The following is a 14,392-nucleotide window of genomic DNA, read 5'->3' on the forward strand; positions in this document are numbered from 1 at the left end:
TGCTGATGCTGGTGCTGGTCCTGTTGGTGCTCGGGCTCGGGGGGTGGCCCGCTTGGCCGAGGCTGGGTCAGACGGTGCTGTTACGGCAGCGGAGGAACGTCGCGGCGAGAAGGGACGGTGAAGGGAGCGCAGGGTGAGCGTGAGAGGCGCAGTCGAGGAACCGACGCCAGGAGCAGTGTGGGCACCGCGACGCATTGTCTGCGGTCCCGCAAGGCGTGCTGTTCGCCGAGGAACTCGGTAGGGGTACTGAAGTACGCACGCGGTCCAGGCGGTACGAGGGCCCCTGCCCCCGCGGCTCCGGCAGCCGCCACCCGATCGACGGCGCCACCGACCACGAACACGCGGGAAAATCAGACCCCGATGAGGTATGCCCCTGGAACGCGAGACGTTGACCGCCGAACCTGGCACCGGCCTCCGACGGCTACCACGCCGCCGACCACCATCACCGCCCTCCCAGCAGAAGCAACCCCCGCACGCCGCACCACCCACCAACGCAAGGCAGGCAAGTCATCCCGTCAGCCCTCTTCTCCCTTCGTCGCACTCATACGGCTCTTGTTGAACACGCCTAACCCATAGGCGAGTTCGTGGGGTCCGGTGGTCTATCTGTGGATCGCGCCACCCCATACCCTCGGTCCCGGACACGCCGTCCTACGGCGGCGGGAGGGGGAGGAACACGATGGAGCCCGGTGCCACCTCGCTCATGGAACAACTGAGCCCCTATCTCTCGGCGGCGATGGCCTCCCATCGCGAGGGTTCCCCGCCACCGCGCTTCGCTCTGCTCTCCGTTTCCTCCTCCGACGCTCCGCCCCTCCGGACGACCCACCGTCCTGATGAAGCCCCGCACCCCCACACCGTCAGCGAGTCGAACGGAACGGCCGAGCCGATCCGGACCCTGGAGCCCGCCGCGGGGCCCCACAACGCCTCGCCCCACCATTTCGGTCTCCGGGTCCTGCACACCATCTGGTCCCACCGCCCGGCCGGCGCCCGCGGAGAACTGGAGACGGTCGTCACCGAAGCGGCCGCCACCCCTGACGACCCGGACTCCCTGGCGGCCCTGCGCCAGCACATCAAACGCGCGCTCCGTGAAGACCCGGACCTCCGCGCCGAACTCCTCACCCTCCTCCGCTCCGCCCCGACCCCCGAGCCCGCCCCCATGAACGTCACCGCCTCCGGCGAACGGTCGATCGCGGGACACCACATCGGCACCGCAGTCACCGGCGACCACAACACCGTCCGACGTTGACCCGGCCTGTGCCCGAGAACCCCGGGCCACCTGACCACTCCCCGGGCGACTCAGCCGACTCCGCACCCTCTGCCGCCGCTCCACAGGTCCACGCCTCGGGCACCCGGGCCATCGCCGCCAAGGCGATCGGCGTTGCCATCACCGGCGACCACGCCCGGGTCGTCGTCCTTCCTGCCGACGCGGCCCACTCGGCCCGGGAAACCCAGGCCCCGCCCGGTACCGGTAACCTCCCCGGTCCGCCCCCCGCCACCTTCACCGGCCGCGACGACACCCTCACCCTCCTCCGCTCCCTCTTCACCGCTCCGAATCGCCTCGCGCCACCCGCGCATCCCCCGGCAGAGCACGCCGTCGGCCCTGAGCCCGGCCACCCGGCCGCGTCGAGCTCCCCGACCGCCGCTGCGACCCACCCCATCACCGACCTCCGGGCCGCCGACCCCCATGCCACCAACTCCCATGCCACCCAGGCCCCCGCCCCCGACCTCCCCACCTCCCGCGCGACCCGCACCGTCGCGATCCATGGCCTCGGCGGAATCGGCAAGTCCACCGTCGCCCTCCACTACGCCTCCGGATACCGCGCGGCCTATCCCCTCGTCTGGTGGATCACCGCCACCGCTCCCGCGGCCATCGAAGCGGGACTCGCCTCCCTCGCCGTACGCCTGGCCCCGCTGTGGGCCCGCGAGGCCACCACGGAGGAACGGGTCGCCTGGTCCCTCACCTGGCTCCAGTGGCACCCCGGCTGGCTGCTCGTGCTCGACAACGTCGAGAACCCTGCCGACCTTCACCCCTACCTCGGCGCCCTCTCCGGCGGCCACGCGCTGGCGACCAGCCGTCGTGCCACGGGCTGGCACACCATTGGCGCCGCCCTTCCCCTCGGGCCGCTGACCCCCGCCGCCTCGACCGATCTGCTCTGCGCCCTTGCATACAGCGGGCGGACTCCCGCCCCGGCGGAACGCCACGCCGCCGCAGCTCTCGCGGACGAACTCGGCCATCTGCCCCTCGCCCTGGAACAGGCCGGCTCGTACATCCACCAGACCGGCAAGGACATGGACGCCTACCGTCGAGGTCTGCGCCGGATGCTGGCCAAACGCACCGATGCCATCGAACCCGAACGCACCGTCGCCCGGCTCTGGGAGCACACCCTGCGGGCCGTCACCGCCCGAGACCCTCTCGCCGTATCCGTCCTGAACACAGTTGCCTGGCTGGCGCCCGACGACATCCCCCGCGATCTCCTTTCGCCCCTGGCCCTCGGCCCTGCCCCCGGGCTCGATTCCCCCGAAGCCGGCCGCCTTGGACTCCCTGGCCACCCCGGCTGCCCCGACCGACCGGGAAGCCCCGGACATCCCGTCACCCCTGACGGCGACCTCGACGGTCCCGACCCGGACGCCCTTGACGAGTCGATCGGCGTTCTCCATGCCTACACGATGGTCACCCTCACGCGCGGCGGCGGTCTGCGGGTGCACCGCCTGGTGCAAGCCGCCCTGCGAGCCCGGCTCGTCGCGGAGGCCGACCGCGCACGGCCGACGGCATCAGGCCCTGTCCGTCCCGATGGACTCACCGCTGCCGAGAGGCTTCTCCACGATGCCGTCCCGGAGGGTGAGGGAGTCGCCCCGACGGCCACCGAGAGGCAGACCCGGCTCCTGCCCCACATCACCGCCCTTGCCACACACACCCCGCGGCACCACCTCACCGACAGGTCCGTCGATCTCTTCGTCACCGCGGCCGACCATCTGTACCGCGCCGGACTCTTCGCCCCCGCCCTGCCGCTGCGGGAGGTGATCCTTGCTTACCGTGAGCGCACCGAAGGCGCCGAACACCCCGCCACCTTCACCAGCCGGCACAATCTCGCCTTCGGCCTCGCGGGAACGGGGGACTTTCCACGCGCCCGCGCGCTCTACGAGGCCACGCTGGAACAGCGGGCTCGAATCCTCGGCGCCGACCATCCCGACACCCTGATGACCTGCAACGCGCTCGCCTCTGTCTATGAGGACAGCGATAGCCTCGACCGCGCCATCGAGCTGTACGAGGACACGCTCTCGAAGCGAGAGCGGGTGCTCGGTGACCTTGACCCGGCAACGATCGCGGTCCGCAACAACCTTGCCGGTGCCTACGTCGCCGCCGGAGACCAGGACCGCGGGACCCGTCTCTACGAAACCGTGCTCACCCAGTGCCGACAGGCCCTCGGGGACACACATCCGTACACTCTCGGCGCGCGCAGCAATCTCGCCTACGCCTACCGGCGGGGTGGCGAGCTGACGCGGGCCGCCGATCTGCTGGAGACCCTGCTGAGCGACAGCGACCAGGTGCTCGGCGCACTGCATCCGGACACCCTCGACACCCGTGCCGGTCTCGCCCGGGTCCATGAGCTCTCCGGGGATATCGGGCAAGCGGCCCGGATGCTCACGGATCTTCTCCCGCTGTACGAGCGGGTCCTCGGTGATGCCCACCCTTCAACGGCCAGGGCCCGTGCGGCGCTGGACCGGCTCCGCACCGCCCAGCCCTGACCGTGGTGCACGGCCCCATCCGCCGTGCTCGGCACGAGTACTTGTCGCAGAGCCAGCGACGCCATCAGGGCGACGAACCGCCGCAGCACTTCCATCGATGCCTCCCCGCCGGTGTCCGGGCGAAGTCCCCGGAGGTTCTTCCGGTGCGAAATCCGCACCGCTTCATCTCTGGTACACCGCCCGGCGCCGCCGGGTTCCCGATCCGGCCGGACCGATTTCGAAGACCTGGGCAAATGGCTACGAAACGGGGTGAAAAGTCTCAAAGTCCGAGCGGCTCACCCCGTCCCGGCTCACCCCGTCCCGTCCCGGCCCGCCCCTGCCCTGCCCCACCCCGCCCCTATTCCTCCATCAGCGGAAGCAGCTGCGGAAGGTGACCGTCCGATTCCGCCGCGGCCCGCTGCCGTTCCTCTGGCACCTCGCCGTAGAGGGTGGTGCGGGGTTTGGCCGGGCGGCCGGCGGCGTCCGCGATGGCGACCAGATCCTTGACGGAGCGGTACGAGCCGTAACTGGAGCCCGCCATCCGGGAGATGGTCTCCTCCATCAGCGTGCCGCCGAGGTCGTTCGCCCCGGAACGCAGCATCTCGGCTGCGCCCTCGGCACCGAGCTTCACCCAGCTCGTCTGGATGTTGCGGATGTGCGGGTGAAGCAGGAGCCGGGCCATCGCGGTGACCGCCCGGTTGTCGCGGGTGGTCGGGCCGGGACGGGCGATACCCGCGAGGTAGACCGGGGCGTTGGTGTGGATGAACGGGAGCGTCACGAACTCCGTGAAGCCCTCGACCCCCTTCTCCAGGGCCCGTTCCTGCATGCCCACGAGGGTCCGCAGATGCCCCAGCCAGTGCCGGGGCTGGTCCACATGCCCGTACATCATCGTGGACGACGAACGGATGCCCAGCTCGTGCGCGGTGCTGATGACCTCCGTCCAGGTCGCCGCCGGGAGTTTGCCCTTGGTGAGGATCCAGCGGACCTCGTCGTCCAGGATCTCCGCCGCCGTACCGGGCACCGAGTCGAGCCCGGCCTCGCGCGCGGCGGTCAGCCATTCACGGATCGACATGCCCGTACGGCTCGCGCCGTTGACGACCTCCATAGGGGAGAACGCGTGCACATGGATGCCGGGTACCCGCTCCTTCACGGCCCGCGCGATGTCGAAGTACGCCGTGCCGGGCAGGTCCGGATGGATCCCGCCCTGCATGCACACCTCGACCGCGCCCACCTCCCACGCCTGTGCCGCGCGGTCCGCGACCTGGTCGAGCGAGAGCGTGTACGCGTCGGCGTCGGTACGGCGCTGGGCGAAGGCGCAGAAACGGCAGCCTGTGTAGCAGACGTTGGTGAAGTTGATGTTCCGGGTGACGACATAGGTCACGTCGTCCCCGACCACCGACGCCCGCAGATCGTCGGCGACCACGCACAGCGCGTCCAGCGCGGGACCGTCCGCGTGCAGCAGCGCGAGCGCCTCGGAGTCGCTGAGCCGAGTCGGGTCGTCGGCCGCGGTCCGCAGCGCGCCGCGCACGTCGCCGTCGATCCGGGACGGGACCATGCCGGGTACGGCGGCCTCCCGCAACGCCTCCCAGTCGCCGTACACGGCGTCGAAGTCGTCACGGCGGTCCGACGAACGGCCCTCCGTGTCGATGGTGCGGTGGAGGTCCGTACGCCCCGACGCGGCCACGTACCCCTCGTCGGGCTCCTGCCAGGGAAGGCCGACCGGACGGGCGTCCGGGGCGGCGAGACCCGTCAGCGGGTCGGCGAGGGCGTTCACGTGCGGCATCAGCCGGGGATCGAGCCAGGGCTCACCACGCTGCACGAACTCGGGATACACACACAGGCGTTCCCGCAGCGCGAAACCGGCCGCCTCCGAGTGCCGCGCCAACTCGTCGATCTGCGGCCACGGACGCTCGGGATTGACATGGTCGGGTGTGAGCGGTGACACCCCTCCCCAGTCGTCGATCCCGGCGCCGATCAGACGCGCGTACTCCGCGTCCACCAGGTTCGGCGGTGCCTGGAGGCAGCCGGAAGGGCCCATGATGTGCCGGGCGACGGCGATCGTGGCCACCAGGTCGTCCAGCTCCGCGTCGGGCATCCCGCGCATCGCCGTGTCCGGCTTGGCGCGGAAGTTCTGGATGATCAGCTCCTGGACGCCGTGGTACGACCGCGCCACGCGCCGCAACGCGAACAGCGACTCCGCGCGCTCCTCGTAGGTCTCGCCGATCCCGATGAGCAGCCCGCTGGTGAACGGCACCGAGCTGCGCCCCGCGTCCTCCAGGACCCGCAGCCGGACCGCCGGTTCCTTGTCGGGGGAGCCGTAGTGGGGGCCGCCCGGCTCGCTCCACAACCGGGTCGCCGTCGTCTCCAGCATCATCCCCATGGACGGCGCCACGGGCTTCAGCCGCTGGAAGTCCGTCCAGGACATGACGCCCGGGTTGAGGTGGGGCAGCAGCCCGGTCTCCTCCAGGATGCGGATCGACATCGCGCGCACGTACGCGATGGTGTCGTCGTAGCCCTCCGCCTCAAGCCACTCGCGGGCCTCGGGCCACCGGTCCTCGGGCTTGTCCCCGAGGGTGATCAGCGCCTCCTTGCAGCCCAGCTCGGCGCCCTTGCGCGCGATGTCCAGGACCTCGTCCGGCGACATGAACATCCCGTGCCCCGCGCGGCGCAGTTTCCCGGGCACGGTCGCGAACGTGCAGTAGTGGCATTTGTCCCGGCACAGCCGCGTGAGCGGAATGAACACGCTCTTCGAGTACGTGATGACCCCGGGCCGCCCCGCCGCCGCGAGACCCGCGTCACGTACCCGGGCCGCCGACGCCGACAGATCCAGCAGATCGTCCCCGCGCGCTTGCAGCAGGACGGCGGCTTCCCCGGCGTCCAGCGCGACGCCGTCCCTGGCACGTCTCAGCGCCCGCCGCATGGAGTTGGCGGTCGGCGCCGCACCGCCCGGCCGGTCGGAACCTCCGGGGGCGGCGGAGCTGGGCACGGCCTGTGGATCAGTCATGCCGTCGAGCATACGAGCGGACACCGACACCGTCTGCGGTGCCTCACCCCGCCCCCGACCTCCTCGGACGGCCCGATCCGGCCATCGCACCGTCCATCGGCGGATCTCCGCCATGGTCACCCGGTGGTCGCCCGGATCGCCTCCGGCGAAGTTATCCACAGGCCCGCACGGGCCGATCGATACCGGCGTACCGTGATTTCCGCAGCGGTTCACGGCGGGGTGGCGAAGCCGTAACAAGCGGAACCACGGACCCACGTGGATCGTCGCAGGGGGCGGGATCGTTGAAATGCCTTTGCGTCGCAGGGCCCATGGGGACAGGGCCGGCGCTCTCAGGGGCGAGGGGCGGTTGGGGGACAGGTGGGGTACGTGAGGTCTGCTCGCGCGGCCATCAGGGCCGGAATCGTGATCGGCTTGTGCGGAGCGCTGCTCATGGGGTGCGGCTCCGGTGACGAACCGGAGGGGGACCGCGCTAGCGGCTCGAAGGGGACGACAGGTACGAAGGAGCCGACCGGCACCGAGGGAACGACGGGCGCTGAGGGGACGACGGGCCCGAGCGGTGGTCCCAGCGCCGCTACGAGCGGGGACGGGCCGACCGGATCGGCCGGATCAGCCGGGTCGGAGGGCGGCGACAAGGGCGGTACGGCGTCCGGCGAGCCCGGCGGTACGGCCGCGCCCGACGCCACCCCTGCCCCGGACACCACACCCACGCCCGACTTCGTGGCCGACCCCGCTCTCGTCCCGAGGAACCGCGCGGACGCCCTCACCCTCGCGCGGGCCGTGATCACCCGGCCCACCGAGTACGGGCGTGGTTACGGCAAGGGCACCCCCTACGAGAGCGACCCGGGCGACTGGAACGTCCTGGACACCTCCTGCAACTGGCAGCGCGAGGGACTGCCCCGCACGGTGCTCGCGAGTTTCACCCGGCGAGGTCAGCTACCCGCTTCGGGCGCCAAGGGGCTCGTCCGGATCTCCTCGACCGTGACCGTGCACCGCACCACGTCCCAAGCCGACTGGGAGATGGCGGAGACCCTGGAGGAGGCCCTGCGCTGCCCCGACCAGCGGCTCGGTGGCAGCGAACGCGTCCAGCAGCTGATGTCCTTGGGTTCCGCCTTCGGCCAGAGCGCCAATCTCACCGCTGACGACTCCCTCATGGAGCGGGGCGAGTTCATCGACGAGAGCGGCGGCGGGGCTCCCGCGCACTACGCGTGGAACCAGTCGCGGCTCGGCACGGTGACGGTCTCCGTCGTCGTCAAGGGCGGCAAGGGCCACACCCCGTTGGAGCTCACCACCGCGCAGATACAGGCCATGACCTCCATGGTGAACCGCCTCAAGAACGCTCTGGGAGGGACCGAATGACCGAGCCCCTGCTGCCCCAGGACCCTTCCTCGATCGGTGGACACCGGCTGCTCGCCCGGCTCGGCGCGGGCGGTATGGGCGTCGTGTACCTCGCCCGCGCGGAGTCCGGTGCGCTCGCCGCCGTCAAGGTCATCCAGGCCGAGCACGCCGACACGGAGGACTTCCGTACCCGCTTCCGCCGTGAGGCCGACGCGGCCCGCCGGGTCCGCAGCCCCTGGGCCGTGCCCGTGACGGGAGCCGACCTGGACGCCGATCAACCCTGGCTCGCCACCGCGTTCGTCCCGGGCCCCGCCCTCCAGGAAGCGGTCATGGCCTGTGGGCCGCTGCCGGTGCACAGTGTCCGTGTCCTCGCCAAGATGCTGGCGGGCGCGCTGGACGCGGTGCACGCGGCGGGACTCGTCCACCGCGACATCAAGCCCGGTAACGTCCTGCTCGCCGTGGACGGGCCCCGGCTGATCGACTTCGGTATCGCCCGTTCCCTCGACGACACCGCGCTGACCTCGGCGGACCTCGTCATCGGGACACCCGGCTTCCTCGCGCCCGAGCAGGCCCGCGCGGACGGCGTCGATCTCGGACCCGCGTCGGACATCTTCTCTCTCGGCTGTCTGCTCGCCTACGCGGTCACCGGTCGTCCCCCGTTCGGATTCGGGGCACCCGACGCGCTGCTGTACCGGACGGTGCACGGCGAACCCGATCTGGCGGGCATCGCGGACGAGGCCGCGACCGGCGGGGCACCTGCGCCGTCCCCGGGCGTTCCGTCCGCCGACGGGGGCCCCGGCGGGGCAGGCCGTGACGCCGGTCAAGGGCCTCGCGCCCTCGACCCACGCGTCGCCTTCCGGTCCGGCGCCGGGGAGCCGCACGCCGACCCCGGACCCACGCGGGACCGCGCTACGGGCGCCTACCCCGGACCCGCACGCGACCGCGCCACGCACGCCGACCCCGAGCCGACGCAGGACAGTGCCACAGGCGCCGACCGAGGGAACGCGGCCGACACCGCAGGCAGGGCACCCGACGGCACCACGGCCACCGGGGACGGCACGGCCACCTCCGCACAGCCCATGGACGCCCCTCAGGACATCCGCCCCACGCCCACGGACCCCGGCCCTACGCCCACACCGCATACCCCCGCCCAGGCGCAGCCCCAGCCACTGGCTCAGGTACAACCGCACGCGCAGCCACAGGCACCCACGACGGCCACCCCCGCCCCGGAACCGGAACCCGTCCCGGCCACCCCCGCACAGACATCCGCACCGACGACCCCCGCCGCCGCCCTGCTCGCCCTGCTGCGCCGCTGTCTGGCCAAGGACCCCGCCGAGCGGCCCACCGCCGCCGAGGTGGCCGCCGCGTTCAGCGAGGACCTGCCGGACGGCACAGCGGACTGGTTGCCGCCGCAGGTGGTCCGGATGATCGCGGACCGGTCGACGGCGATGCTCGCGCTGCCCGACATCGAACGCACCCTCGCCACACCGTCCGGCCCGGTGCCCGGCCGCCCCGCCGGCCGTCGCCGGTTCCTGACCCTCGCGTCCGGCGCGGCCGTGCTCGCCGCGGGCGGCGGGGTCGGTCTCTGGGCCGCGCTAGCGGGCGGCTCCGGTGGCACACCGGCCAAGCCCGCCCGCCGCTGGACCATCGGTGTCCAGGGAGATCTGTCCGGTCCCGGACGAGCCGTGGGGCGGGCACAGGAGAGCGGGGCGAGGCTCGCCGTGGAGCAGTACAACGCGCGCGGCAGCCGTTCGTTCGAACTGACGCTGCGGACGTCCGACGACGAGGGCCGACAGGACCGGGCGGCGGCAGCGGCCCAGCGGATCGCCGACGACCGGGACGTGCTCGCCGTCCTCGCGTCCAGCGGTGACCGTACGACGGATGCCGCGCTGCCCGTCTACGACGGCGCGCTGATCCCGATGGTGACGGTTTCCAACGGCCAGACCCTGCCCGAACAGAGCACCTCCAGCATGTTCCTCAGGGCCCGGCCGACGCATACGATCGCCGCCGCCGGGATCACGTACCAGGTCATGGGCCTCGACAAGCCGCCCCGCAGGACCGGGCTGATCGAGGACCGCGGCGACGAGACGCTCGCCTGGATGTACTCCACCATGGCCAACTACATGTTCCGCCAGATGGGCAGACCGGCGTACCCGAGGGTGGTGCCCGCGTCGATCGGGGACGGGTTCGGGCCCGTGGTGGACGACATGCTGGACGCGGGCTGCGACGCGTTCGTGTACTGCGGTCCGTCAGTGGGTGCCGCCCGACTTGCCCGCACGCTCGCCGAGCGACGCTTCAACGGCCCCCGTTTCGCGGCGGAGCCCGCTCTCGGCGGGACCTTCCTCCAGGACGCGGGGGAGGCCGCCGAGGGCTGGACGGTGACCGCCGGGGCGATCGGTCCGGGCGACCCGAGGGTGCGCCGGTTCGCCACCGCGTTCCGCGAGCGGTTCGATGCGGCGCCCGGTCTGTGGGCCGTCGAGGCGTACGACGCGGTGAACCTGCTGATCCGGGAGCTGGAGCGCGCAGCGGACGGCGGCAAGCGCCCCGAGCCGCGCGCGCTGATCGAGCCGCTGCGCGCGGCGAAGTTCTTGGGCGTCGCGAAGGCGATGTCGTTCAAGCCCGAGACCGGCGAGTACGCGGCGTCGGCCGGTGTGTATCTCCATCAGGTCAGGAACGGCGCGTTCCACTACGTGGGCCCGGCGCCGATGCGGCCGCCGACCGTGTCCTAGACGGCAGGGAAGTCCTGGGACGGCGGGAAAGCCTTGGAGGCGGCGGAGAAGCCCTGGGACGGCAGGGAAGTCCTGGTACGGCAGGGAAGCCCCAGGGCGGCGGAGAAGCCTTCGGGCGGCGGGGGAAGTCTCAGGACGGCGGAGAAGGGAAAGGGACTGAACGATGCGGGCGCTGAAGGGGGCGGACCCCGAGGCCATCGGTGGCTACCGGCTGCTGGCCCGGCTCGGCGCGGGCGGGATGGGCGTGGTGTACCTGGCCCGCTCGGAGGGCGGCGGGCTGGTCGCCCTGAAGGTGATCCGCGCCGAGTACGCCGCCGACCCCGGATTCCGGGCCAGGTTCCGCCGGGAGGCGGAGAGCGCGCGGCGACTGCGGGGCCGCTTCGTCGTGCCCGTGACCGCCGCCGACCCGGACGCGCGGGAGCCTTGGCTCGCCACGGCGTTCGTCCCCGGTCCGTCCCTGGCGGAGGCCGTCGCGGAACGGGGCACGTTCCCGTACGCCAGTGCGCGGGGACTCGGGGCGCGCCTGGCGAAGGCGCTCACCGAGGTCCACGCGGCGGGCCTGGTCCACCGTGACGTCAAACCGGGCAACGTCCTCCTCGCGTTGGACGGGCCCCGTCTGATCGACTTCGGCATCGCCCGCTCCCTGGGCGCGACCGCGCTCACCGCGACCGACGCGGTCATCGGCACCCCCGGCTATCTGGCGCCCGAACAGGCCAGGATGGGTGCGGGCGAGGTCGGCCCGGCCAGCGATGTGTTCTCGTTGGGCTGCGTCCTCGCGTACACGACCACGGGCCGCCGACCGTTCGGTACGGGTGCGCCGCTCGCGGTGATGGTCCGCACCGTGCAGGAACCGCCGGACCTCGCGGGGGTGGACGGCGAGTGGCGGGCCCTGCTGGAGCGCTGTCTGGCGAAGGACCCGGCACTGCGCCCGACCGCCGCGCAACTGGCCGCCGAATTGGGACATGTAGCGGACACACCCGGCGCGCCCGGGGACGACGCGTGGTTGCCGCCCGGCCTACCGGCCCTGATCGCGGAACGCTCCGCGCGGATACTCGACCTTCCGGAACCGGAGCGTACGGTCACCGCCCCAGCCCCCGCACCGGGGCCGGGGCCCGGTCCGGGCCGACGCCGGTTGCTGACACTGGGCGCGGCGGCGGGTGTGCTCGCGGCGGGCGGCGGCACGGCGGCGTACCAGTGGTTCAGCGGCGACGGCACGAAGACCACCTCCGGGACCCGCGGGAGCGCCGTACCGACGGTCCACATCGGCCTCCACGGCGACATGAGCGGCCCGGACAGGGCGTTCGGCCGGGCCCAGGAACGCGGCGCGCGGCTGGCCGTGGCCGCGCACAACGCGCGCGCGGACCGCACCGTCACCCTCAAGCTCCGCGTCCGTGACGACGGGGGCGGCGCCGCCCGCGCGGCTCGGGTCGCGCGACAGTTCGTCGACGACCCCGAGGTCTACGCGGTGCTGGGGCCCACCAGCGACACCACCGCGACGGCGGCGGTCAAGGTGTACAAGAAGTCGGTGCTCCCGATGGTGACGGTATGGGCGGCCGACACCGTCCTGAACGCCATCGTGGACGCACCGATCTTCCAACTACGCGCCCCGGCCGCGATGCTCGCGACACCGATCGTCCACTGGCTCACCCATGTGCGGCCGTCCGAACGGACGGCGCTGATCGACGACCGTGCAGACGAGACCACCAGTTGGAACCTGGTCAAGATCCTCAACGACGCTCCGCCGTCCCGGGGCAGTGTCTCCGTGCACACCGTCGAAGCGGACAGCGAGGACTTCGGGACGGCCGTCGCCGGCGCCCTCGCCGCCGGCGCCGAGGGCCTGGTCTACTGCGGCACGTCCCCCGACCGCGCGGCAAGGTGCGCCAAGGCGGTCCGCGCGGCGGGCTTCACCGGAGGCAGGGTGCTCACCCAACCGGCCTTCGGCGCCGAGTTCCTGACCGCTGCGGGTGCCGCGGGGGAGGGCTGGGTCGTCGCTTCCTCGTTCGTGGACCCGGAGCGTGTCCGCAAGGCGTCCTCATTCGTAGCGGCGTACCGCGCGGTCTACGGCCAGGGCCCCGTACCGATGGGCGCCACGGAGGCGTACGACGCGCTGGGCCTCGTGGCCCACGCCCTGTCCCGCATCGACACCCCCGACCGGGTCGCCGCGCACCGTGCCCTGCGCAAGGGCACCTACCAGGGCATCGCGCGGGCGTACACCTTCCGCAAGGGCGACGGTGCCTTCGACCACACCAAGGGCATGTACCTCTGGCGCGCGGAGAAGGGGCGCGCCCGCTACCTGGGGCCGTACCAGGAGGTGGACAAGGGGGTGCTGTGAGGAGCCTGTACACGCGCCCGGTGCCGCTTACCGTGTCCATTACAGTGCTGCGCAGCCAGCCGCTCGGGGAGGGCAGTGAAGGGGGAGGCCGGTGAGCGCAGGGGCCACCACCGTATGGGGTCGCGCCGAACAGCAGGACTTCCGCAGCCGGGTCCGGGGAACGCTCCTCGGACTCGCCGTCGGGGACTCGCTGGGCGCGCCCGTAGCGGTGCTCGACCTGGACGGTGTCAGGGACGCGTACGGGGACGACGGCGTCACCGAACCCGTCGCCGCGTACGGGCGGCGCGGCGCGGTGACCGCCGGTACACAGTTGACCCTCTTCACCGTCGACGGGCTCATACGCGCCCAGGTCCGCCGGGACACGGGCGCCTGGCATCCGCCGACCGACCTGCACCGCGCGTATCTCCGATGGGCGGCGACCCAGCGCGACTGGGGGCCGGACGAGCGGCGCAAGGACAACGGCTGGCTCGCCCAGGAGGAGTGGCTCTACGCCCGCCGCGACCCCGCGCGGGCGCTGCTGATGGGCCTCGGGGACGAGGTGATGGGCACTCTCGACGCACCGAAGAACCCCACCGCGCGCGGCTGCGAGGCGACCGTACGGTCCGCGCCGTTCGGGCTGCTCGTCGGCTGGGAACCACAACTCGTCGCGCAACTCGCGGTGGAGTGCGCGGCACAGACCCACGGCCACCCCAGCGGCTATCTCACGGCCGGGGCGTACGCGGTGATCGTGCACGGCCTCGCGCGCGGCGAGAGCCTGGACACGGCCGTGCGGCGGGCCCTGTCCCTCATCGAGTCCCGGCCGGGTCACGAACCCGTCGGGGAAGGCCTCCAGCGGGCACTCGCCGCGGTACGGCAGGGGCTGCCGTCCGCCGACCGCGTCGAGGACCTCGTCGGCGACGGGGACGCGGTCGGCGCGCTGACCGTCGCGGTGTACTGCGCGTCGGTCGGTGAGGACATCCGGCACGGGCTGCGTCTCGCGGTCAACCACGGCGCGGACTCCGCGGGTACCGGCGCGATGACCGGAGGTCTGCTCGGTGCGCTGCACGGGGAGACGGCGTTGCCTCCGGCGTGGGTCGCGGAGCTGGAGGGCCGTCCCACGATCCTGGCCCTCGCCGACGACTTCGCGATGGAGATGACACAGGGCCCGGCCCTGCACACCCCCACCACCTCGTCCCCCGCCTGGCTCACCCGCTACCCCCGACCCTGACCGACCGTCGCGCCGGCCCTGTACGGGGAGGGTTCTCCCGGACAGCGGCGAGCCCTCTCGGC

At 72.5% G+C, this 14,392-nt stretch carries 7 protein-coding genes; 6 read left to right on the forward strand and 1 reads right to left on the reverse strand.

Annotated features, from left to right (window positions below; genetic code table 11):
* The first annotated feature begins 676 nt into the window (after nt 1-676).
* Nucleotides 677-1,243, forward strand: a complete 567-nt coding sequence (locus AB852_RS04215; RefSeq protein WP_073783642.1) for a hypothetical protein — start codon at nt 677-679, stop codon at nt 1,241-1,243.
* Nucleotides 1,240-3,744 carry a tetratricopeptide repeat protein gene (locus AB852_RS04220; RefSeq protein ID WP_143201173.1) on the forward strand — a complete coding sequence of 835 codons (2,505 nt, stop codon included), beginning with the start codon at nt 1,240-1,242 and terminating at the stop codon, nt 3,742-3,744. The genes AB852_RS04215 and AB852_RS04220 overlap by 4 nt, the downstream gene beginning before the upstream one ends.
* Nucleotides 3,745-4,081: 337 nt before the next feature.
* Here the strand turns inward: AB852_RS04220 and AB852_RS04225 are convergent, their stop codons facing one another.
* Nucleotides 4,082-6,727 (reverse strand): bifunctional FO biosynthesis protein CofGH, encoded by a 2,646-nt coding sequence (locus AB852_RS04225; RefSeq protein ID WP_073785387.1) that lies wholly within the window; start codon nt 6,725-6,727, stop codon nt 4,082-4,084.
* Between the two features lie 366 nt (nt 6,728-7,093).
* Between AB852_RS04225 and AB852_RS38380 the strand changes: the two genes are divergently transcribed.
* From AB852_RS38380 to AB852_RS04245, 4 genes are all read left to right on the forward strand, one after another.
* Nucleotides 7,094-8,083, forward strand: coding sequence for a hypothetical protein (locus AB852_RS38380; protein WP_143201174.1), 990 nt, complete (start codon nt 7,094-7,096; stop codon nt 8,081-8,083).
* Nucleotides 8,080-10,791, forward strand: a complete 2,712-nt coding sequence (locus tag AB852_RS04235; RefSeq protein ID WP_073783646.1) for a bifunctional serine/threonine-protein kinase/ABC transporter substrate-binding protein — start codon at nt 8,080-8,082, stop codon at nt 10,789-10,791. The genes AB852_RS38380 and AB852_RS04235 overlap by 4 nt, the downstream gene beginning before the upstream one ends.
* Before the next feature lie 163 nt (nt 10,792-10,954).
* The gene (locus AB852_RS04240; protein WP_073783648.1) at nt 10,955-13,123 is read left to right on the forward strand and encodes a bifunctional serine/threonine-protein kinase/ABC transporter substrate-binding protein; all 2,169 of its coding nucleotides are present in this window, start codon (nt 10,955-10,957) and stop codon (nt 13,121-13,123) included.
* Between the two features lie 91 nt (nt 13,124-13,214).
* On the forward strand, nt 13,215-14,330 hold the full coding sequence (locus tag AB852_RS04245) for an ADP-ribosylglycohydrolase family protein (RefSeq protein ID WP_073783650.1): 1,116 nt from the start codon (nt 13,215-13,217) through the stop codon (nt 14,328-14,330).
* Nucleotides 14,331-14,392 lie beyond the last annotated feature (62 nt).

This window comes from Streptomyces uncialis (assembly GCF_001905345.1).
GTDB lineage: Bacteria > Actinomycetota > Actinomycetes > Streptomycetales > Streptomycetaceae > Streptomyces > Streptomyces uncialis.